This window comes from Dyadobacter sp. BHUBP1, from assembly GCF_050587785.1.
Lineage (GTDB): Bacteria > Bacteroidota > Bacteroidia > Cytophagales > Spirosomataceae > Dyadobacter.
The window spans coordinates 594,841-616,082 of sequence record NZ_JBOBIH010000001.1 but is presented as its reverse complement, the minus strand read 5'-3'; the positions used below and the strand labels follow the sequence as shown (position 1 = coordinate 616,082).

Below are 21,242 nucleotides of genomic sequence, written 5' to 3'. Positions count from 1 at the left end.
TTACAGTACCAGCATACCGCCATTCTTCAACTCCTGCCACGTGCGGGAGTTAAGAAATGCCTCAAACGAGCCTATTTCGGCTCTTTCAAAGTCGGTTTTAAACTGCTCAAAAGCATATGGCTCCGGGTTGGTGATCAGCAGTCTGGGTAGCATTTCGTTGAGCCACTCCCCCACTTCTACCTCCGCTTCCACGGCCCATTCTTTTTTCTTGTTATAAAAAACGAGTTCGGCTATTTCCCTTACCTTCTTGCCTCGTTTCTCTTCAAAAACAGCCATTTCCGGCAAACTTCCCGTCCAGACGATCACTGCGTTCGGCCGTGCGGCGAGGTCCGCGGGCTCGTGAATACTCTTTTCAAGGTAATTCGGCGGAATGGAAGTCGGCGGCGTTTTGAAATCAAACCATTTGGATAACGGAAAATCGAGGCACACACCATGCATATAGTTGAAAAGCGACTTGCGCAAGCCTTCTGCAAACCGATCGTGATCGGTTCCCAACGGATCGTCATGTTCCAGGTCGTTATTGGCAAACTTACCCGTGTCAGGCCCGAGCCGCATGACGTCGAATTCCTCGGGATATAGGCCCACCGGGCTATGCGCCGTCATCGCAAACCGGTGCCAGAAGCCCGACTGCACAATACCTAACTGAAACATCTGCCGCACCATTTCCAGCGAATCGATCGTCTCCTGTGCCGTTTGGGTCGGGAACCCGTACATCAGGTACGCATGCACCATAATGCCCGCCTGCGTGAAGGCATCCGCCACGCGCGCTACCTGCGCGACGGTGACACCTTTTTTCATACGGTCGAGCAAGCGATCAGACGCTACTTCGAGACCGCCGGAAATGGCAATGCAGCCCGACGCTTTCAGTAGCAAGCACAAGTCGTGCGTGAAATTCTTCTCGAAGCGGATATTAGTCCACCATACAACAGTTAGCTTCCGCCGGATAATTTCCAGCGCCAGGTCGCGCAACAAGGCCGGCGGCGCGGCTTCATCCACAAAATGGAAGCCATTCTGCTGCGTCTGCCCGATTATTTCTTCAATGCGGTCGCAAAGCAACGAGGCAGTCATCGGCTCGTAGCGGCGGATATAATCCAGCGAAATGTCGCAAAACGAGCACTTCCCCCAGTAACAGCCGTGTGCAAGTGTCAGCTTGTTCCAGCGGCCATCGCTCCATAAACGGTGCATAGGGTTCACGATCTCGATCACCGAGAGATAATCGTGCAAAGGTAAATCGCTGTAATCCGGCGTACCCGTTTCGCGCTGCGGGACGTCCTTTTCCTTTGCGCCATTATGGTATACCACTTTTCCATCGACCCGCGAATACACGCGTTTCAGGCTGGCCAGCTCGCGCCCGCCATCCAGATATTCCAAAAGCGATTGCAGCGGCGCCTCACCGTCGTCGAGGCACACAAAATCGATGTAATTGAAAACTCTCGGCTCTTCGAGCGAACGCAATTCCGTATTGGGAAAGCCCCCTCCCATTACGATTTTGATATGCGGGTAATGCGTTTTCAGATACTGTCCGCATTTGAAACCACCATACAAATTACCCGGGAAGGGCACCGAAATGCATACTATATCGGGCTGGAACAACTTCACTTTTTGTTCCAGAACGTCCTTCAAAGTCTGCGAAAGCAAGGTATCCGGCGCTTCGAGTGCAGCTTCCATTTCATCGAAACTCGTTGCCGAACGGCCGAGGCGCTCGGCATACCGACTGAAACCGAAATGCGGGTCGATTGCCTCCTGGATCAGATCCCCAAGGTCTTCGAGGTATAATGTAGCCAGATGCCGGGCTTTGTCATGAATGCCCATGGTGCCGAATGCCCAGTCGAGGTCTTCGAGCTGCTGGAAACGGCTTGCTTCCGGCAAATAGCTGCGGTCGCAAATGCTATGGGCTAGCGTGGGATTACTGTTTTTAAGAAAGCGTATCACCGGATCGATCGTCGAAATATACTCGTCCCGAAGCGCATAAATGCGGAAACTATTGTCCGTCAGCTCGATATCCGACGCTTCGAGCATCGCAAAAAGCTTTTTAAGCCCTTTGGACGAAAACAGTTCCAGGATCACGTCAATCCCCAGATCAGCCTGATAGGATTCCCTTTCCAAAGTGTTCAGAAACCCTTTGAGGTAAGCAGTAGCAGGATAAGGCGTGTTGAGTTGGGTAAATGGTGGGGTAACCAGGAGTGTCTTCTTTTTCACGGATGCACGTTTTCTACCATGCAAAGGTAGGGGTTTTGGATTTGAAAGAATACTGGTAACTTGGCTGGTTGCCGAACATGCGTCGTTTTGCCCATGAAGATCCTGTCCGATGCCTTACTGGAAAGTTACCGGAACCAACCCGGGATCGACATTCAAACCGCGTTACAGCAATTGGATGAAACATTTGTCAGGTCGGACTCCTTTAACTTCTATACCTCTATTGCCGTCATCACTTCTTCCAAAATCGAAGGCGAACCAATGGAGGTCGACAGTTATATCAAACACAAAATCCAGCAGATAGAATATCTGCCGGAGCTTACCCAAAAGCCCAACGATCTTTTCCAGGCCTACATTTATGCAAAAGAAAACCGTCTTACCAAAGAGCATTTCTCGCAAGCCCATCAGATACTCACCGAGCATCTTTTACCCGAACATTGGCGGGGCATTTACCGGCAAAATGCAATGGTAGTCATGGAGCACAATACCGGCCGCATTCAATTCGAAGCGGCACCCGCCCATTTGGTACAAGGGGAAATGGACAAGTTATGGGACGACATTGACAAGCTCCTGCGGTGTGATCTCTCAGTGGAAGAAACCTTCTATTATGCCTCGTTCATCCATTTGATATTTGTGTGCATCCACCCATTCAACGACGGTAACGGCCGGGCCGGGCGATTGCTAGAAAAGTGGTTTCTCTCCGATAAGCTGGGCACGATGGCGTGGTACATTCAATCGGAGCGGCATTATTACCAGCATGTCGATGCCTACTATCGAAATCTCAACAGGCTGGGCATATTTTACGAGCAGCTGGATTTCACCAAAGCCGAGCCGTTTTTGAAAATGCTGCCGAGGGCGTTGGATAATTGAAATGTGATTTCAACATTGAAACTTCCGACATTCATCGTGAACTCATGAAAACGAAAGAACGTAAAGTAAAGGAATTTGATACCGTGAAGACTTTTCGCAAAATCAAAACCAAGATTTCTAAGGAAATCAAGGATATGAATTTGGAGCAATTGCAAAAGTACTTTGAAGAGCACAGGCTCAGACCCAAGGCTTAAAGATAATTTGACTGCAAGGGCGCACGGTTAATCAATGCGGCTCCGGATGTTCCAGGTACCCATGGAAATCAACCTGCCGCATGCGCTTGCCTTTGGCCGGGTCCTTATATTTGGAAAATGCCCAAAGTACGTAGGAGGTGATGTCCTGATAAAAATCCGAGCGGATCGGAAACAGGCCGTCGCCGTTGCGTAATGCATTGGTAAACAGGACGACGGTAATATCCTCAGGGCAATGCATCCACACGCTCCTGAAACCCTTCGGATTGGCGATTCCAAGCCCAGAATACCACCAGCCGTCATGATAGCTGAATTTTCCCTCCGGCATTACGGCACTGTAACTACCCAAACCATTGTTCACAATTTCGTCTCGGATATCCTGTGTGATGACAGCATTATTGTCGGGTGAGAAAAGTGCGGCGTATAACTTCACACCCTGGTTAGCCGTAAGATAGATACCATAGCCGCCGGTAGTCGAGCTGAAATCGCCCGGATCGAAACCGTATTCTCCCGAGTACGGAAAGTCATAGCCAAATGTAGGCACGGGCAAGCCGTTTGAAAAAGGTGTTTCCACCACTACTCCCGCCTTTTCAAAAATGTTTTTCCGGATAAATTCCTCGTATCCGTTCAATGCGGAAACGGCATCATTGTTGTCATTACCCGTAAATTCCAACCCGTTGATCGCTGGTATCAATACCCTGAAAAGCCCGAAGTTGGCATTCTGGTAACAGCTCGACCCGTGGTTTTCTTTTTTAATACCATTTTCAATGAGCAATTTCAATCCATACCAGACATTCTCGGTGAATGCACCATTCCTACAACTTTCGGTCATGCCCACAATCCCGCTCGTGTGCGTGAGCAGGTCTTTGAACGTAATGAGCTCGATGTTGGGACCTTTTACCCAGGTTTCAGGCAGGTAGCCGATGATTTTATCGGTGGTTTTGATCCCCTTTTGTTTGGCCAATATCAGGAAAGCGGCCGAAGTAATAGTCTTCGTCATGCTGGCAATCTGCATCTTGGTATCCGGAGTTACAGCCTTATCCTCTTGTATTTCTGTCTTTCTGGCATAAAAACCACCAACTCCGGTACCGATCAACTGATCCTTTTTGTACACTGCAAAACTGTAACCGAACCCTTTTCCTTTCAGCGAGTCATCAAGGATTTCAACAAACTTCTTCGCCGGCTCCTCCTCGACAACCGGATCCGGGTTTTTATCCTTTTTACAGGCCAGAATAGTCGCAATGAAAAGGCAGAAGGTATAAATCAGTCGTAAATGTCGGTTCATAGTTCGCAATATTATGAAAATGTAAAATGAAGATAGCAACTAGTCCGATTGCTTTCCAAACGGGTATTATTGTGACCAAAATCGCCACAGTTCAACATGCAATCTTTCAATCATTTATACTCCAAATTCCTCCTTACGGGAATTCTACTAAGTGCCAGTTTCGCAACGGGCTATGCACAGCAAAACAAAACCTACCCACCTTCATCCTTCCCGGACCGGGTCATATTGGGTTATAAGGGAAATCCGGCTGTATCCCAGGCTGTCAACTGGCGCACAGACTCGACCGTGACAACTGCCATTGCGGCGATCCACGAAGCAGACCCCTCGCCCGACTTCCCGTCCAAGGCACGCACCGTGCAAGCGGCCACGCACCAGGTAGTGATCGACGGCAAGACGATCCATTATCACGAGGCGAATTTCGGGGATCTGAAACCCTCCACGCAATATGTGTACCGCGTCGGCGACGGTAAGGCGTGGAGTGAATGGTTCCATTTCAAAACGGCGTCCGACAAGCAGGAGCCGGTTTCGTTCCTCTACTTTGGCGATGCGCAAAATGATATTCGTTCGTTATGGTCCCGGGCGGTGCGCGGAGCATTCGCGAATATGCCCAAAGCCAATCTGATGATCCACGCGGGTGACCTGATCAACAACTCCAATGCGGATTACCAATGGGGTGAATGGTTTGAGGCAGGCGGCTGGATCAACGGCATGGTACCCAACCTCGCTACGCCCGGCAACCACGAGTATTATCGCGATGAAAAGCGTAACCTCTTCGTTTCGAAACACTGGAAACCGCAGTTTGCATTGCCGGAAAACGGCCCGGAAGGCCTTTCGGAAACCGCATATTATGTCGATTACCAGGGCGTCCGCTTTATTTCACTGGATTCCCAGGCTGCGATCCTCGATTCGACCACCATGAAAAAGCAGGCTGCCTGGTTCGAGCAGGTTACCACCAATAATCCGAATCGCTGGACGATCGTAGTGCATCACCACCCCATTTATTCCACCAAAAATGGGCGCGACAACGACGAGTGGCGAAATACCATGGAGCCATTGTACAAAAAGCATAAGGTGGACATCGTGCTGCAAGGCCACGACCACACTTACGGACGAGGGCTGAACATTCCGATAGGGCAGAGCCGCAAAAAGCCCGACGGACCCATTTACGTAGTATCAGTAAGCGGTCCGAAGATGTATGACATCGGCTTGCAGAACTGGATGGACCGTGCCGCTTCGAATACGCAATTGTATCAGGCCATTACCGTTGACCAGAACAAACTTGCCTTCAAGGCATTTACCGTCAGTGGCGACTTGTACGACGCATTTGATCTGAATAAAGATAAAAACGGCGTCAATACCCTGGTGGAGCTTTCGAATACTCTAAAAATGCAGGAGCGGCTCGATCTGCCTGAGCATTACATGAAAACTTTCAAGGAAGAAGAGTTGAAAGAATATAACCAACGCTATCAGGAATATAAAAAACGCAAAGGCATTAAGTAGTCCCAAAAAGAGCCGAATCGCATTAATTGTCACGCTGAGCGTAGACGAAGCGTTACAGTAATGCGCTTCGACCACGCTCAGCGTGACGTTTTAATTATATTCGATACAATCTCTTTTTGCTTTCTTATTTCAGTTTAACCGCATACAACGCATTACGACCGGTCATGAAAAGCGTATTGCCTGCCACGATCACGGTGGAAGGTCTTTCCGGCGTTTCGATCACATTAATTTCCTTCCCGGAAGGATCGAATACATACACCTGTCCATCCGCAATATAAACGTTACCTTCACGGTCCACCGCAGAACTGAATTCCCCTTTTTCAGCAAATAATCGAGGCTCCATCAAATGCCCCTGCGGGCCTACTTTGAACCGAACCGTCCTTTTCAAATACTCGTCGGCGCCGTACAGTACCTTTCCGGGATGCCCCTCCACCAACGCATTCGAACGGGCCAGGTCATACACCGCCGGCACGATCGTCACACCATCCGGTGCAAGCCAGCATTCCTTGAACGGGTTGGTACTTACCTTCAAAAAATCGCCCGAATCGCGGCGACGGTTGGAAGGATTAAGTGTTTTGACAATGCCCGTCACACTTTCGATAGCTACTTTTCGAAGCAAGTGTATTGATTCTTCCGGCTGATTGGGATTAATAGCATACACCAATGTGCCAAAGCCGCTGTTACCCCAACCGCTGAAAGAGGTGCCTGCTGCATCGGGCGGATTGGGGAACGTTTCAGGTTTACCATCGATCAGGTAACCGGGTTTGGGAACATATTTGAATACCACTATCAGATTATCCTTCGTATCGACGCCAAGTGAAAGCGGCTCCCAGGGAAAGTCGGCCACAAGGCTTAATGCATTCGTGCTGGCCGACCATTTATAGATCCTCCGCGCCCGCGATTCGCTGAAATACACATTCCCCTGGCTGTCATGACAAATACCATCTGCAAACTCGAAACCCTTTGCCAGTTGCACAGCTTTCCCAACCTGTAAATCAATCACGCGGGGTTTAGGGTTATCAATTACCAGCCGGTTAAACTCCCACGGACGTACTTCTATGCCCGAATTAACATCATATAGGGGCACTGTCGACGGGTACTTGGTCTGACTATAATTATGCACATTCAAAAATTCCAGCTTGCGATTGTTCCAGGAGCGGATTGAATGCGGAAAGGGTGTATTTACGCGGATAACCCGAAACATATACAGGTTCGCAAACAGCATATTATCACACGATTCGATTTCCAGCGGCTGGCACCCCGAACTTTCCTTACTCTCCTCTTCGAGCTGCAATGCGTAAACTTTCCAGTTGGATACATTTCTGAATCGCACCTCATTCCGCACATGGTGCTCTACCGACATCGCATATACGCGCCCGGGTGTAGATGTATTCGACACGTATGTGCCCGCAGATGCGAAGGTATTCGCGGTCCAGATGTTCTTAAATGTGCCACCGCCGCCATTAGTTATCCAAAGGCTCCAATACTGCGTGTCCCAATGCTGCTCATTGCCCACATGCGAAGCATTGTTCAGCCCCTCCTGCCCAGGGCGTTTGCGGGTGATGTTACCATGGCCGCCCAGAAATTTCACATCATTCACATAGGAATTGGCACCCGCCATCCATTTCAGACCCACGGCCCGTGTATTGCTCGCTGCGGTCGAAATGCCAATGCCGGTGACGATATTGCTCCCGCCCAGCGACGACTCCACCATCGGTTTCGGCGGCCCGAAACTTCCGAATGCATGAGTGTTGTCCTGTAAAATGAATTGCGTAGAAACGGGGTTTAGGCCTATTAATACTGTCCTTTCTTTCAATTTCAAGGTTTCGGTAATGCGGTACCAGCCTTGCGGAACGTAGATCGCCCCGTACTGGTCAATGGCCGCCTGAATGGCTCTGGTATCATCCGTAACGCCGTCGCCCTTGGCGCCCAGTGTTTTGAGATTTACCCAGGTACTGACCTCAGGGAAAATTGGAATGTCCTTCGCGACAAACGCGGGTTCAGCTTTAAGCATTTCGATTTCATGTGTGGTAGTATGCACCGGCTTTGCATCGATAGCGGCCATTTGCAAGCCGTGGTTCAGGCTCTTCACCCGATACATTTCGCCTTGTCCCGCAATCTGCTTTCCGCTGACACGAAAATGGGCTAGCACCGGCACTTTTTTGCATGCTATATTCCGCAAACTGACCTGGGTATACGCATTATTTTCATTGCTGATTATCAATGCCGGCCCGCTCACGTTTTCGAAGCGACTGTCTTCTATAAACAACTTTTCATAGAAGTTGGGATTGATTTCCAAAACTGTCGGCACATTTTTCACTGTCATTCGTACGATTGTCAGCCCCGATTCCTGTGATCGTATTGCTGCTTTCCGCTGTCCCTCAAACCAGGTATCGACCATCATAAACTGCCAACCCGGCGATGGTTTGAAAGTATAAATACCATATTCTCCTCCGAAAAAGCGTACGTCTTCCATTTCATTCCCCACGTCGAACATCCCCGCCTTACCCGTACCTGCGTGAATATCCACGTGAGAAATGAAACTATGCTGCGCAAAATGTGTCCGCAAGGCCACCGCCGACGGGTTACCCGCGCCAATTCGCAAATCCACGTTCGACATGGCGCTGTAAAACGTACTGGCGCCGGCGTCCGGCACGGGCTGCCCCTCCTTCGGAATGGAAGATGTGAACCAGAACATATATTTGGCATTGCCTTTGTCCTGCGGGTATTCCTCCTGAAAACCCGGTGCATTGTCGGCCAGGACGATCAGTGGCCTCTTTTTTCCATAACCGATCACACGCACGGCGGTGGGAATGTAAATCGTCTTACTGATCCTGTACGTGCCCTCTGGAATGAACACGATCCCAAAATTGTAATTGGTTTTCACCTCATTGATAGCGCGCTGCAATTCGTCTGAGATGTCGGTTTTCCCGTCATTGGTGATTTTGAAATTTTCAGAGGTGAAATAAACCGCGTCTTCGTCATTCAGCCGCGCCTGGTAAAACGATTTGCTTTCAAGCACAAGATTAACCTTCGGCTTCTTCTTTTGCGCAAAGCCGATTTGCTGCGCCAAAACCATCAGCGTGAGCATTAAAATTCTATTCAGCATATCCGTCTATTTTTGCGATGCCCAGAGAATGGCGTTTTTGAAAATGGTTTTGTACACGGCACTCTCGAACAGCACCGGCGAATGGCCCATGAAGATGTACACATTCTTCGCCTTCTTTCCGGGGTTAGACCATATGACCGGGTGATCACCCATTTTGACCTTTGAATCGGGCTGATAGGTCGATTCGTCGACGCTCGCGATCACATCCACATTGGGCCGCGGGCTTTTATCATAGATATACCACTCCTCTTTTTGCACCGGAAACGATGCCGGTACGCCCTTCATGACGGGATGCTTGCCATTTTCCACTTTCACCGTCGCCGCCGCAAAATCGGCGATGTAGTTCTGATAGCGGATACCGCCCATAAAATCCGAAAACCAGGGCCAGATTTTATAGCCGTCAAATTCACCCAGCAAGGTAGCATGGTGAAAACCGATCCAGCCCCCCCTGCCTTCGTCGATATATTGTTCAAACGCCGCAACTGCCTCGGGTTTCCAGGCATAAGGCACATAATCTAACTGGATAATGAGTTGATATTGGCTCAAAAAAGTCTCGTTAACCGATTCCGTTTTATCAATATAGTCGATGCTGAAACGCTCTTTGGCAGCCAGTGAATCCAGCCATGGGCGCGCTGCTTTGGAATACGCAATGTGATGGCCGCCGGGCTCGGCCATCGCCAGAACGCGAAACCTGAGCTTGGGTTGTGCCCAGGCGACCGTCGTGCCGGTGACAAGCCACAGCACGACGCAACAAACCGGGATTTTCCGGAATACATTTTTCATTGATTTAGGATTTAGGGATTTAGGATTTAAAGACATTATTTTTCAGCGCATTACCGGCAAAGTAATGCTACTGGGATGATCTGCATCGTGATGAATTGAAATCCGCGATTTCTGAAAATCCGATTCGGATGCTTCGAAAATATTCATGAATTTCTGCGGGTTACGGTCTACCAGCGGGAACCAGCTGCTTTGTATTTGAACCATCACGCGGTGGCCTTTTTTGAATGTATGCGCCACTTCGTTCAGCTTCACAGTTACCTTTTCGATTTTGTCTTTTACAAAAGGCTCCGGCTTCGAGAAGCTGTTCCGGAATTTTCCCCGCAGCACTTCCGCACGCACCATTTGCTGGTAACCATCCATCATTACAGGTTTGCCACCTTCTTGCGCAGCAGGTAAGGTCGAGCCGGCAGGCCAGACGTCTATTACTTTTACGATGAAATCCGCATCCGAGCCGGTCATGGAAACCATCAGGTTGGCTACGATTTCACCGGTTAATGTCAAATCCTCCGTTAAAGTGTCCGTTTGGAAGCTGACAACATCGGGCCGTCGCGATGCAAACCGCTGATCTTCCGCCATGTACTCGTTGTTGCGGTGTCCGCTGATCACGTTGGTGTACGGCACTGGCTTGGCAGGGTCACTTTCATAGGTAGTCGAACTAGGCTCCGATAGCAGTTTTGCCACAGCCATTCCTCCATTTTTAGCGAAATAATAAGTCGTAGGTTGACTGTTTTTCGGCGGCCACACTTCATAGTTCCGCCATTGATTGGAGCCGGTTTCAAAAACAGTTACTTCCGACTGCTCGAATGCACCTTTTCCTTTGAGATAAAAGTTGAAAAACTTAGTCTCGATCTCCTCCTGGTAATATTTGTTCACATCGGCACCAAACTGGTATTGCGCGAAGCTTTTCCAGGCCGGCGCCGCCCAGCCTCCATGCGTCCAGGGACCCATTACCAGCTGGTTGTTATTCCCCGGACTCTGCCTTTCGATCGCCGCGTAAGTCTTTAATGCGCCGTACAAATCCTCGGCGTCAAACCAGCCCCCTACGACGAGTACCGCCGGTTTAATGTTTTTCAAATGTTTTTTGATATTTCGCGACTGCCAAAACTCGTCATACACAGGATGCGCCGTCGTCTGCCGCCAAATGCTGTTCGGATCGGCGAAATAGGGGGCCGCATTGCTCTTTTTCAATGGCCCGAAATCAAGGAAATACTTGTAAGCATCATTGTATTCCGCGTTGAAATGACTCTGGTAATTGGTGCCGTCCTTGCTTTTGGGACCGTCGAAACCGCTGTAAAAGCCAAAGTTATCCATCAGAAAGAATGCGCCGTTGTGGTAGCAATCGTCGCCGATAAACTCATCGGACATGGGTGCCTGCGGTGAAACAGCGGCCATGGCAGGGTGCGCATTCGGCAATCCCGCGGAAGAATAGTAGCCCGGAAACGAAATGCCCCATTGCCCTACTTTTCCATTATTTTTAGTGTTTTTTAAAAGCCATTCGACCGTGTCGTAAGTGTCGCTCGATTCGTCCACATCTTTATTACTCTTCTTGTTTTCAATCGCCGGTGTCATCTCCCGGAAGTTGCCTTCGCTTTTGTAGCGGCCTCGCGCATCCTGGTACACAAAAATGTATTTCTCGCGCATCAAATGCACATTAGGTCCAAGCGTGCGACGGTAGTTATTCTCTCCATAGGGCCGCACCGAATACGGCGTACGCTGCATAATGATCGGGTAGGTCTGCGAATCGTCTTTGGGAGTGTAAATGGCGGTGAAGAGTTTTACCCCATCCCGCATGGTAATGTATTGCTCGGTTTTGGTGTAGTTGGCTTTGACCCAGCTCGTATCCGGGGCTGATTGCTGGGCGACGGCTACCCACGATAAAAAGCATAATAAATACAGCAATACATTTCTCTTCATGACCGTTTGGTTTTGTTTGGATTAGTAAATTCAAAAATACGTAAGAAACCGTACATTCGTCCAGTTTAAACTTTCACCACTCCTCCACATGCTATGCGTAAACGGGTCATTAAATTTTCTTTCATGATATTCTTCATCTTTCTGGCGGTGATCGCCATTGGCGTGTATGTTTTCATGCAGCAGCCATTATTCGGAAGACATCCTTCGGGCGCACGGCTCGAAAGAATCCAAAAATCGCCACACTACCGCGACGGGCAGTTTCAAAACGAGAGTTTCACCCCCGATCTCACCGAAGGCAACAGCTATTTAAAGGTTTTCACGAAGTTTTTTTTCGGCAAAAGCAAATACAATATTCCTGGCGCATTGATCCCCTCTCAAAAGACAGACCTACTGCATTTAAAACCCGAAGAGAATGTACTGGTTTGGTTCGGGCATTCGTCCTATTTCATGCAGGTCGACGGCAAAACCATCCTCGTCGACCCGGTTTTCAGCGGCAGCGCGTCGCCCCTCAAATTCACGACACCGAGCTTTAAGGGTAGTGATATCTATCAAGTGGAAGATTTGCCAGCCATCGACTACCTCTTCATTTCACACGACCACTGGGACCACCTCGACTACGAAACCATCCTGAAACTCAAAACGAAGGTTGGAAAGGTCATAACCGGCCTCGGTACGGGCGAACACCTGGAATATTGGGGTTACGACGTGGCCAACATCATCGAAAAAGACTGGAACGAAAGCGCCGACCTCGGCGATGGCTTTAAGGTGAATGTAACGCCCGGGAGGCATTTTTCCGGCCGCGATTTCAAGCGGAACCGCGCATTGTGGGTATCATTCGTTTTGCAGACGCCGACATTAAGAATCTTCATCGGCGGGGATTCGGGCTATGACAATCATTTCAAAAGGATCGGTGCCCAATTTGGCCCATTCGACCTCGCATTGCTGGAATGCGGCCAGTATAACGAAGCTTGGAAATACATCCACATGATGCCCGAAGAAACCGTCACCGCCGCCCGCGAACTCGGTGCCAAAAAGCTGATGCCCGTTCACTGGGCCAAATTCGCCCTCTCTATCCACGACTGGAACGAACCCATCCTCCGCGCCAGCACCGAAGCCCAAAAGCAAGGCATGCCGCTCGTAACCCCGCTCATCGGGCAAAAGGTAGAATTGAAAGGGGATCAAACATTTACGCAATGGTGGAAAGAAGCGCGGTTGCAGCCGGAGGGGTAGGAAAAGCGCCGGGAATTTTTGAACTTTGGTTATCTGATAACCGGGATAATATCCCCTAACACACTACTAAAATGACACAGGAACTGGTTGACAAAGTGCGGGCTTATGTGGCCGAGCGCAAAAGAGAACTGGAAACGTCGCCCAATGCTGAAAACCTAGCCCGAAAGCGGCTTCAAGAATTGGGCTATCTGGACGAAAATGGAGAGATAGCGGAACCGTACCGACAAGGTATTCCCAAAGAGAGGAAGCCGGTTGGTTGTCCATAATTAATTCAACAATTCACACACTACTTTTCATGCATCCCTTCTCCTACTGTGACATCACGGTCTACGGCTTTCATGGCTGTAACCAAGACATTAAACAACGGCTCATTAACAAAGAAATTCGTTTTGAATGCAGTACCAACAGATATGACTGGCTGGGTTCGGGCATCTATTTCTGGGAGAATGACTTTCCGCGCGCACATTACTGGGCAGAGCAATCACACGGTGACAATGGGGCTGTGATCGGTGCAAAAATCCGCTTGGGAAAATGCTTTGACCTTTCCAATTCTTTTGCCAAAGAGCTCCTTATTCTCTCCTACAACGATTTATGTGTTGAATGGAAGAAGGCGAATACAATCCCCATTGAAAATGCCCCACATCCACGTGGTATCGGTAACCCTTCTGATATGATTCTCCGATACCTCGACAAATTGGTGATCGAAAACGCCATTTTACTCGCCAGCTTACAAGAACCTGACATTATTTATGATACTGTACGCGCTCCATTTCAAGAAGGTTTCCCCGTCTACCCAGGCAGCGCATTTCGCGAGCATGACCATATTCACCTCTGTGTAAGAAATCCCGATTTACTAACGGAGCTTTTTGATCCTGGTCAATAGAAGCTGGGCTATGATCTACTCAATCGGAAGGGGATCCCCAAACGCAGAAAGCCGGAAAGCTGTTCTTAGGCATATTCGAATTCTATATCGGATGCTTTCAATGTTTTCCAGTCCTCGTAAACACTTCCTTCATTGTTAACATAATCATCCAGCAAGTCACGCAAGTTTCGCTCGATTTCGCCGAAGTTCTTGCCGCAAGTTACAGACAGATAATCGGGGACATGCTCGATCCGTCCCCATAGCTCGCCTTCGCCTTTTTCGATGATGATAGTCAGCTTCATACGAAATCTGATAGTGTGTAAAAGAATAAAGGTCGCATTTCCGCGACCTTTTTGCAATATCAAATGCTGTTACTTCCTCCCTAACTCCCGTTCTAACGCCGCTATCCGGTCATCCTGGTTTTGCAAAGCCTTCCGCTGCAAATCAATGTATTCATTTTTGGATAAAGTTACGGTCTCCTCAGAGGTGAGGGATTCGCTGTTAACATTACCTTCTTTCAGCATTGCCCCAGCGCCCGCTACTAACCATTCAAGGTTCACTTTTGGATATTCATTGAAAATTTTCTCCAATACTTCTACCCCAACTGTTTTCCCGTTCTTGATAGGCTTCGCCAGCGCACCTTTTGAAACACCGATCTTTGCTTCAAATGCAGTTATTGAAGTACCAAGGTGGTCAATAAAAGCCTTTAAACGGTTTGAAAACATTTTTGAATAAAATTTTCTCCAAATTATTGTTTTGAGTAAAATTTTCTCCGTACATTTACTCACCACAATCTGTTAACCGCAAATTACACATTATGCACATCGAAACAAGTTTGACCGATCCGGCGATGATGCCGATCAAGCAGCGGCCTTTACAGCGGTTCGCGAAAGCCAAGGAAATGGCCTAAATGGCGGGAAAAACTGGCGATGAACGACCCCTTTTTCGATACCCTCACGGGCGAGGCGTACATGCGCTCGGTCGCGCAGGCGTTTTCCGACCCGAGCCGCGGGCAAGTCGACCGCATTGAGCAGGTCACGTTGGCGCTGGAAAGAATGGCCGGGATCAGATCCCATCCTATTTAAAACAGGTGCACAAAAAACGGCCGGGCTTGAACAACCCGGCCGTTTGGCATATGAATGCTATCTGATGGATCAATCAGCCTTAATAAAGCGCAGCTTCGTAGCTTCGCCGCCATGGTTGATCTTCATAAAGTAATGTCCGCCGCCCAGTTTCTTCACATTCAAGCGATGGCTGTTTTTGCCTTCCGTGATGCGAATCGATGCATTGCTCACCGGCTGGCCGGCCAGGTTGTAGATCGTTACATCCGAAGTTCCGGCCGTGCGGGATGAGAACTGAATGTTCACATAATCCTGGGCAGGGTTTGGCGCGATAACCGTGCCTGAGATAAGACCCGGATTGACCGCAACGATTTTACTTTTGGTGAAAGTACCGTCGATATCGATCTGCTTCAATTGGTAGTAGTTTGTACCCAACAGCGGATTTTCATCCAGGAAGCTGTATTTACCGATCCGCTGATCTGTAAGTGCTACTTTACCAAGTACTTCTTCGTTCGACATACGGCTGTCGAAACGCAGCACTTCAAACTCTTTTCCGTCTTGCTCTGCAACCACATTCCAGGTCAGCTCTACACCTTTCTCAACGGCTTCGCCTTCAAAATTTGAAATGTAGATGGGAAGCGGAACGTTCACACCAAATGCGATAGTTGAAGGCGTAGATTTACAGTTTCCACCCTGAATTTCGAGGGTATATGCACCGGTTGCCAATGTATTGTAGCTGATACTCGGTGTATTGCTCGTTGGCGCAACGCTGTTCTGGCGAAGAAGAACGCCGTCTTTTTTGATCTTCCAGTCGATGGCAAATACGTTATCCCCATCAAAAAGGAATTGCAGGCCGGTTTCACCAGAGGATACGATCTGCTGCAAACTAGGTCCCCGTGTACAGGCAGTGCGCGTGTCGGTTGCTGAAATACTGAAACTTTTTGTAACCACCGATGCCGCTTTACAATCCTCGGCCTTCAACTCGAAAGTATAAGTTCCATTTTGCAGATAGCTGAATTTCAGGTTGGCTGTGTTGGATGTAAGTGTACCCGTTTTACCGCTTCCGACTGCGAAATTGCTGCCGTCCAGGATTCTCCAAGAGAACACATGCAAGTTGGTACCGCCGTAGTTGATCGTCGCGCTGCTTGGCGTGATAGACGTAATGCTGGTTACCGACGGTCCGTTCTGGCAGTCGGGGATAGTTACCACAGGTTCGTTGATTGTGAATGCGCGGCTGCTTACTGCCGAAGCGCAGTTGTTTCCTTCGATTTCCAACGTATAATTACCCGGGGCCAGCGAAGAGTACGATATGTTCGTCGAAGTAGCGGTGCCGAAATCGTTTGTCGTGCCCGATCTCACTGCAGTGCCACCCGATTTGATCCGCCATTTCAGGCTGGTTACGCCGGAACCGGTAAAAGAAACCGTCAAAGCCGTTTGGCTGATGTTGCTTACGTTGCTAATGGCCGGGCCAGATGCGCAGTTATTATCAGGTAGCGGTGTAGCGGTTTTAGGCGCGTTAGGCCAAAAACAGCCTGTAACCATTGCCGTAGTCAGTACACCTCTCCATTGTGGATCGAGGTAGCTTCCATTGTTCCCGGTAACCGTCTCGGAAAGCAATCCCATGTAATAGTTGTCCTCACGGGTATCGTTCTCTCCCTGCTTGATCTTTACGCGTAACAGGCCATCTACATACTTAATAAACTGGTATGTATTACCCGTGCTTCCTACAAACACACCCAGACGGTCGCCATCCGGCATCGTGACGCCATTACAGGTAATCTGCCCGCTGCCGTTGGTACCCAGCATATTCACGGGTGCTGTGCTCGGGTCAACCGGGTTGATACAGCCGAGAATCAATGCATCATTCTCGGCACTTGGCTGGAAAGTGCCCTCTTGCAGGTGGTAAAGAATAAACAGGTTGTCCGCAATGGTCCCGGCCCAGTTGAGGTATATCCGGTTTTCCTTAAGGAGAATATTCACTGCCTTGCCATCACCTGTTCTTCCGAGGTATTCCCCGTCGGTCCAGGTACGACCACCGCACGAAACGCGGGAAGCCAAAGGTGCAGCCGTTCTGGCCGCGATGGTGAAAGATTCGTCTGCAGACTTTGCGTAAGGATTCTTGATCTCGTAAGAACCGTTCAGGTCATTTGCAATACTGCTTTCCAGATTTAAGCCGTCCACAGGCGTACCTGTGCTCCCGGCGTCGTTGTTTGGAGCCGCTGCCACCGAGCTTATCACTCCTCCCGCAAAAACAAGTTTCAGTAAAAATTTCATAGAGCGTAAAAAATAAGTGGGCGATGCGAACGAAATAATCGAATGTTATACAATTTGAAACCAACGCTTTCGTTCGTTCCAAATATACTACAAAGACCTAGAAAAGATTTTATACTTGTAGAATAATATTGCTCACTGAATTATTGAAACGATCCGTTCCGTAAGCAATAGATCGACATAATCGCCCCTGGCGTATTGCCAGACACAATTTTTGTGACAAGCTCCGCTAAAATTTAATGAGAAAAATAAAAGTTAAAAAAATGCAAAAATTCATAAACAACTGAGTCTAAGCGACAACTAGCTCGCTAACGGAGTGAATTAGTTGGCAGATTCAGGTCGAACGGGAAGTAGATCTTATGCGCTCCACAAGTTTTGGCATTGAGCCCAAGTTTCGAGACTGATCCGTTTTCGGACTGATCCGCCCTGATCCCTCGATCCACGAGTAATCCGAATACAAGAAAAAAAGCCAGTCAGATTATTACATCCAACTGGCTTCCAAAGTGTTAGCTGAAAGTGCTACTGCACGGTTTTGTGACCCATAGGGGAATCGAACCCCTGTTTCAACCGTGAAAGGGTCGTGTCCTAACCGCTAGACGAATGGGCCGACTGGTCTCCTACTTCGTGCGTTTTTGTTTCACTTTCTTTCACTTTTCGTTTCCCTGTTCCGAAAACGTGGTGCAAAGATGCAGGGTTGGATTTTAAAAAGCAATACCTGACCGCAAATAAAAATCAATTAATTTTTAGTTAACTCATTCTCAACACCATTTAATACAAACTTTTTTTATCACTTTTCCAGTGGTTGTAATTCCGGTAACTTTTTAACTTTGGGTTTACCCACTTACGCCGTTTCACTCCCTATGACCAAACTGATCTGCTTCCTTTTCATTTTGCTTTCGATTCAAACTGCATTTGCACAAACTCAGACACCGGATCAATTCCTGGGCTTCCCGCTTGGTTCCAGATTTGCGTACCACCATCTGATCGTCGATTATTTCAAATCCGTTCAGTCCCAAAATACGGACAGGATGAAACTCGTCCAGTATGGTACCACCAACGAAGGGCGACCGTTGATGCTCGCATTCGTTTCTTCGCCGGAAAACATCGCGAAACTCGAAACAATCCGTACCAATCACCTGAAAAGTATCGGCCTGCTCCCGGGTAAAGCCGATGCTACCGTCCCTCCGATCGTTTGGTTGAGCTACAACGTGCATGGCAACGAGTCGGTGTCTGCCAATACGAGTATGAAAGTGCTCTACGAACTGCTCAACAAAGGCAATGCTCTTACGCAGGATTTTCTTAAAAACATGGTAATCCTCGTCGACCCGTGCATTAACCCCGACGGTTACGAGCGCTACACACAATGGTACAACCGCGTGCAGAATGTCACGCCGGACGTTACACCATTTGCACTCGAACATGACGAACCCTGGCCCGGCGGACGTTTCAACCACTATCTTTTCGATCTCAACCGCGACTGGGCCTGGCAAACGCAGAAGGAAACGCGGGAGCGCATCGCACTATACAACCAATGGATGCCGCATTTCCATGCTGATTTTCATGAAATGGGCGCTGCAAGAAGCTACTACTTCCCGCCGGCCGCTAAGCCCTACAACAAGGACGTAACGGCCTGGCAACGGCAGTTCAACGAGCTCGTGGGCGAATATTGCCGCAAGTATTTCGACAAAAACAACTGGGCATATTTCACCCGGAACGACTACGACCTCTTTTACCCCAGCTACGGCGACACCTGGCCCACCGCCAATGGCGCCATCGGCGTCACGTACGAGCAAGGCGGGGGCGGGCGGGCGGGGCTCGCGCTCGAACGTGTGAACGAACACGATACGCTTACCCTCAACAACCGTATTGCGCACCATTATGCCACCAGTCTGGCCACTTTGGAAGCCGTAATGTCACAAAAAGAGAAAGTGGTAACCGAGTTTATCCGGTTTCATCAGGACGCCGCCAATACCCCGGCAGGAAATTTCAAAACTTATGTTGTCAAAGCAGGCGGCAGTGAAAATACGCTGGCATTCAGCAAATGGCTCGACCGCCAGGGATTCAATTACGGTATCGCAAGTAAATCGTCTTCTGCCAAAGGCACGGAGCTTACTACTCTAACCGAGCAGACAGTTAAAATAGACGGTAACGACCTCCTGATCAGCGCCTATCAACCCAAATCCAATTTGTTGCGTATCCTGTTTGATCCTAAGCCGGCGCTCGAAGATTCTGTGACGTACGACGTTACCAGCTGGGGCCTCGCATATATTTTCGGGTTGAAGGCCTACGGTTTGAAAGAAAAACTGACTCCTGCTGCCATTCAGGCAGTTGCACCTGAAAATACGATTCCAGTCTCTGCACCGTATGCATATCTAGCCGGTTGGTCGAATGCCGGAGATGCCGCATTCCTGGCCGAGCTTTTGAAGGGCGGCGTGCTGGTCAAAACCTCCAATACGTCGTTTGAAATGGACAAAAACAGCTACCCGGCCGGCACATTGATCATCACCAGAAATGGCAATGAACGTATTTCGTTTGATAACCTGGTCACGTCGCTTGCCAACAAACACGGCGTGAAGCTCACGCCTGTCAAAACCGGCTTCGTGAGCACAGGTCCCGATTTCGGAAATGACAATGTCGTTGCGCTCAAAGCGCCGAAGGTGGTCGCCATTGCTGGCGAAGGCGTTTCTGCAACCGCATTTGGCGCCGTCTGGCATTATTTCGAACAGCAGATCAAATACCCGGTAACGATTGTCAATGCTGCTAAACTAGCCGCCCTGCCCTGGAACGAAATCGACGTCCTGATCCTGCCGGATGGCCGCTATGGCGACATCATCCAGGACAAGCAACTCGAAGCGCTTCAAAGCTGGATTAAAAACGGGGGCAAACTGATAGCTATGGAGCATGCGACCGATGCGTTCGTCAATAAAATGGGCTTTGGTTTAACCAAGAAATCCTCAGAAAAAAGAAAGGATGACGGTACTTTCAAAAAATACGGCGAACAGCAGCGTGAAGACGCGAGCGACTCCTCGCCGGGCAGTATGTTCCAGATCACGATGGATCGCACTCACCCACTTGCTTTCGGATGCGGCGATGCCTATTTCACGATCGTCCGCGACGCCTACGAGCGTGACTACCTCAGAGACGGCTGGAATGTGGGCTATTTAAAAGAGGATAATTACAAAGCCGGATTTGTCGGCACCAAAATGGCCGGCAAGCTGAAAAATACGCTCATTATCGGGTCACAGGAAATGGGTCGCGGCCAGGTGATCTACCTAATGGACGACCCGGTTTTCCGTGCGATGTTGGAGAAGGGCAAAGTGCTGTTCGGCAATGCGGTGTTTAGGTAATTTTGAATGAGTAAATGAGTAAATGAGTAAATGAGTGAATGATTGAATGATTGAATAAATAGTCAAGTATTGTCAGATGTGGCCAGGTATTGTTTTGAATATCTAATCAATTTAATTAGGCAACTCCTGACCACGAATGACTTCCTGACTAATTCCATTCACTCATTCAGTCATTCACTCATTCAATCATTGAAAATACCGCACCGCCAACTCATATCCTCTAAGCCCCAAGCCCGCTATAATGCCTTTACAACGCGACGTCAGATAACTGTGGTGGCGGAACGACTCCCGTGCGTGGATATTTGAAATATGCACCTCAACGGCCGGCGTGGGAACGGACGACAGCGCATCCGCGAGGGCGATGGAAGTATGCGTATAACCGCCTGCATTGATTACGATCCCATCAAATGAGAAACCTACTTCATGTATTTTATCGATCAGCGCACCCTCGTGGTTCGATTGGAAATAATGCAGCTCCACATCAGAAAAAACCGCTTTCAATGTTTCAAAATAATCTTCGAATGACTGATTTCCGTATACACCAGGCTCTCTTTTGCCCAAAAGATTCAGGTTCGGGCCGTTCAGGATCAATATCTTTTTCATTTGCTTTGTAGCATTCATAA

General features: G+C 49.0%; 17 protein-coding genes and 1 tRNA gene. 8 read left to right on the top strand and 10 right to left on the bottom strand.

The features are described 5' to 3' along the window. On the bottom strand, window positions 1-2,199 hold the full coding sequence (locus tag ACQ4MZ_RS02655; protein ID WP_430842675.1) for a B12-binding domain-containing radical SAM protein: 2,199 nt from the start codon (window positions 2,197-2,199) through the stop codon (window positions 1-3). A gap of 93 nt (window positions 2,200-2,292) precedes the next feature. Between ACQ4MZ_RS02655 and ACQ4MZ_RS02650 the strand changes: the two genes are divergently transcribed. Then, window positions 2,293-3,066 carry a Fic family protein gene (locus ACQ4MZ_RS02650; protein WP_430842673.1) on the top strand — a complete coding sequence of 258 codons (774 nt, stop codon included), beginning with the start codon at window positions 2,293-2,295 and terminating at the stop codon, window positions 3,064-3,066. A 44-nt stretch (window positions 3,067-3,110) separates the two neighbouring features. Next, the gene (locus ACQ4MZ_RS02645) at window positions 3,111-3,260 is read left to right on the top strand and encodes a hypothetical protein (protein ID WP_430842671.1); all 150 of its coding nucleotides are present in this window, start codon (window positions 3,111-3,113) and stop codon (window positions 3,258-3,260) included. A gap of 31 nt (window positions 3,261-3,291) precedes the next feature. Here the strand turns inward: ACQ4MZ_RS02645 and ACQ4MZ_RS02640 are convergent, their stop codons facing one another. After that, entirely contained in the window at window positions 3,292-4,542 is a 1,251-nt protein-coding gene (locus tag ACQ4MZ_RS02640) for a serine hydrolase domain-containing protein (RefSeq protein WP_430842670.1), read from the bottom strand. A 96-nt stretch (window positions 4,543-4,638) separates the two neighbouring features. On the opposite strand from ACQ4MZ_RS02640, the gene ACQ4MZ_RS02635 reads away from it, so the two are divergent. Further along, the gene (locus ACQ4MZ_RS02635; protein ID WP_430842668.1) at window positions 4,639-6,042 is read left to right on the top strand and encodes a metallophosphoesterase; all 1,404 of its coding nucleotides are present in this window, start codon (window positions 4,639-4,641) and stop codon (window positions 6,040-6,042) included. A gap of 124 nt (window positions 6,043-6,166) precedes the next feature. Here the strand turns inward: ACQ4MZ_RS02635 and ACQ4MZ_RS02630 are convergent, their stop codons facing one another. Genes ACQ4MZ_RS02630 through ACQ4MZ_RS02620 form a run of 3 tightly spaced genes read right to left on the bottom strand, consistent with a single transcriptional unit; the run spans window position 6,167 to window position 11,848 of the window. Beyond that, complete coding sequence (locus ACQ4MZ_RS02630; RefSeq protein WP_430842666.1) at window positions 6,167-9,151, bottom strand: glycosyl hydrolase family 28-related protein; 2,985 nt, start codon at window positions 9,149-9,151, stop codon at window positions 6,167-6,169. A gap of 6 nt (window positions 9,152-9,157) precedes the next feature. Continuing rightward, complete coding sequence (locus tag ACQ4MZ_RS02625; protein WP_430842664.1) at window positions 9,158-9,934, bottom strand: ThuA domain-containing protein; 777 nt, start codon at window positions 9,932-9,934, stop codon at window positions 9,158-9,160. Between the two features lie 42 nt (window positions 9,935-9,976). After that, a complete protein-coding gene (locus ACQ4MZ_RS02620; RefSeq protein ID WP_430842662.1) occupies window positions 9,977-11,848 on the bottom strand; it encodes a CocE/NonD family hydrolase in 1,872 nt (623 codons plus the stop codon). A gap of 123 nt (window positions 11,849-11,971) precedes the next feature. Between ACQ4MZ_RS02620 and ACQ4MZ_RS02615 the strand changes: the two genes are divergently transcribed. The 3 genes from ACQ4MZ_RS02615 to ACQ4MZ_RS02605 all read left to right on the top strand — a co-directional run bounded on the left by ACQ4MZ_RS02615 (window position 11,972) and on the right by ACQ4MZ_RS02605 (window position 13,961). Beyond that, on the top strand, window positions 11,972-13,078 hold the full coding sequence (locus ACQ4MZ_RS02615; RefSeq protein ID WP_430842660.1) for an MBL fold metallo-hydrolase: 1,107 nt from the start codon (window positions 11,972-11,974) through the stop codon (window positions 13,076-13,078). 71 nt (window positions 13,079-13,149) lie between these two features. Next, on the top strand, window positions 13,150-13,344 hold the full coding sequence (locus ACQ4MZ_RS02610; protein ID WP_430842658.1) for a hypothetical protein: 195 nt from the start codon (window positions 13,150-13,152) through the stop codon (window positions 13,342-13,344). Window positions 13,345-13,373: 29 nt separating this feature from the next. Next, complete coding sequence (locus tag ACQ4MZ_RS02605; RefSeq protein WP_430842656.1) at window positions 13,374-13,961, top strand: hypothetical protein; 588 nt, start codon at window positions 13,374-13,376, stop codon at window positions 13,959-13,961. Between the two features lie 65 nt (window positions 13,962-14,026). On the opposite strand, the gene ACQ4MZ_RS02600 is transcribed toward ACQ4MZ_RS02605, so the two are convergent. Continuing rightward, on the bottom strand, window positions 14,027-14,242 hold the full coding sequence (locus ACQ4MZ_RS02600; protein WP_430842654.1) for a hypothetical protein: 216 nt from the start codon (window positions 14,240-14,242) through the stop codon (window positions 14,027-14,029). A gap of 69 nt (window positions 14,243-14,311) precedes the next feature. Further along, entirely contained in the window at window positions 14,312-14,665 is a 354-nt protein-coding gene (locus ACQ4MZ_RS02595; protein ID WP_223403888.1) for a hypothetical protein, read from the bottom strand. A gap of 204 nt (window positions 14,666-14,869) precedes the next feature. On the opposite strand from ACQ4MZ_RS02595, the gene ACQ4MZ_RS02590 reads away from it, so the two are divergent. Beyond that, window positions 14,870-15,025 (top strand): hypothetical protein, encoded by a 156-nt coding sequence (locus tag ACQ4MZ_RS02590; protein ID WP_430842652.1) that lies wholly within the window; start codon window positions 14,870-14,872, stop codon window positions 15,023-15,025. Between the two features lie 69 nt (window positions 15,026-15,094). On the opposite strand, the gene ACQ4MZ_RS02585 is transcribed toward ACQ4MZ_RS02590, so the two are convergent. Continuing rightward, complete coding sequence (locus ACQ4MZ_RS02585; protein WP_430842650.1) at window positions 15,095-17,275, bottom strand: T9SS type A sorting domain-containing protein; 2,181 nt, start codon at window positions 17,273-17,275, stop codon at window positions 15,095-15,097. 532 nt (window positions 17,276-17,807) lie between these two features. Then, window positions 17,808-17,879: transfer RNA gene (locus ACQ4MZ_RS02580), tRNA-Glu, on the bottom strand. A 253-nt stretch (window positions 17,880-18,132) separates the two neighbouring features. On the opposite strand from ACQ4MZ_RS02580, the gene ACQ4MZ_RS02575 reads away from it, so the two are divergent. Next, on the top strand, window positions 18,133-20,619 hold the full coding sequence (locus tag ACQ4MZ_RS02575; protein WP_430842648.1) for a M14 family zinc carboxypeptidase: 2,487 nt from the start codon (window positions 18,133-18,135) through the stop codon (window positions 20,617-20,619). 186 nt (window positions 20,620-20,805) lie between these two features. Here the strand turns inward: ACQ4MZ_RS02575 and aroQ are convergent, their stop codons facing one another. After that, on the bottom strand, window positions 20,806-21,222 hold the full coding sequence (gene aroQ, locus ACQ4MZ_RS02570; RefSeq protein ID WP_430842646.1) for a type II 3-dehydroquinate dehydratase: 417 nt from the start codon (window positions 21,220-21,222) through the stop codon (window positions 20,806-20,808). Window positions 21,223-21,242: the final 20 nt, after the last annotated feature.

Excerpts from the sequence above, each read along its gene's own strand:
- ACQ4MZ_RS02650 (WP_430842673.1), top strand. The coding sequence starts at position 2,293 with ATGAAGATCCTGTCCGATGCCTTACTGGAAAGTTACCGGAACCAACCC.
- ACQ4MZ_RS02645 (WP_430842671.1), top strand. The coding sequence starts at position 3,111 with ATGAAAACGAAAGAACGTAAAGTAAAGGAATTTGATACCGTGAAGACT.
- ACQ4MZ_RS02640 (WP_430842670.1), bottom strand. The coding sequence starts at position 4,542 with ATGAACCGACATTTACGACTGATTTATACCTTCTGCCTTTTCATTGCG.
- ACQ4MZ_RS02635 (WP_430842668.1), top strand. The coding sequence starts at position 4,639 with ATGCAATCTTTCAATCATTTATACTCCAAATTCCTCCTTACGGGAATT.
- ACQ4MZ_RS02630 (WP_430842666.1), bottom strand. The coding sequence starts at position 9,151 with ATGCTGAATAGAATTTTAATGCTCACGCTGATGGTTTTGGCGCAGCAA.
- ACQ4MZ_RS02625 (WP_430842664.1), bottom strand. The coding sequence starts at position 9,934 with ATGAAAAATGTATTCCGGAAAATCCCGGTTTGTTGCGTCGTGCTGTGG.
- ACQ4MZ_RS02620 (WP_430842662.1), bottom strand. The coding sequence starts at position 11,848 with ATGAAGAGAAATGTATTGCTGTATTTATTATGCTTTTTATCGTGGGTA.
- ACQ4MZ_RS02615 (WP_430842660.1), top strand. The coding sequence starts at position 11,972 with ATGATATTCTTCATCTTTCTGGCGGTGATCGCCATTGGCGTGTATGTT.
- ACQ4MZ_RS02610 (WP_430842658.1), top strand. The coding sequence starts at position 13,150 with ATGACACAGGAACTGGTTGACAAAGTGCGGGCTTATGTGGCCGAGCGC.
- ACQ4MZ_RS02605 (WP_430842656.1), top strand. The coding sequence starts at position 13,374 with ATGCATCCCTTCTCCTACTGTGACATCACGGTCTACGGCTTTCATGGC.
- ACQ4MZ_RS02600 (WP_430842654.1), bottom strand. The coding sequence starts at position 14,242 with ATGAAGCTGACTATCATCATCGAAAAAGGCGAAGGCGAGCTATGGGGA.
- ACQ4MZ_RS02595 (WP_223403888.1), bottom strand. The coding sequence starts at position 14,665 with ATGTTTTCAAACCGTTTAAAGGCTTTTATTGACCACCTTGGTACTTCA.
- ACQ4MZ_RS02590 (WP_430842652.1), top strand. The coding sequence starts at position 14,870 with ATGAACGACCCCTTTTTCGATACCCTCACGGGCGAGGCGTACATGCGC.
- ACQ4MZ_RS02585 (WP_430842650.1), bottom strand. The coding sequence starts at position 17,275 with ATGAAATTTTTACTGAAACTTGTTTTTGCGGGAGGAGTGATAAGCTCG.
- ACQ4MZ_RS02575 (WP_430842648.1), top strand. The coding sequence starts at position 18,133 with ATGACCAAACTGATCTGCTTCCTTTTCATTTTGCTTTCGATTCAAACT.
- aroQ (WP_430842646.1), bottom strand. The coding sequence starts at position 21,222 with ATGAAAAAGATATTGATCCTGAACGGCCCGAACCTGAATCTTTTGGGC.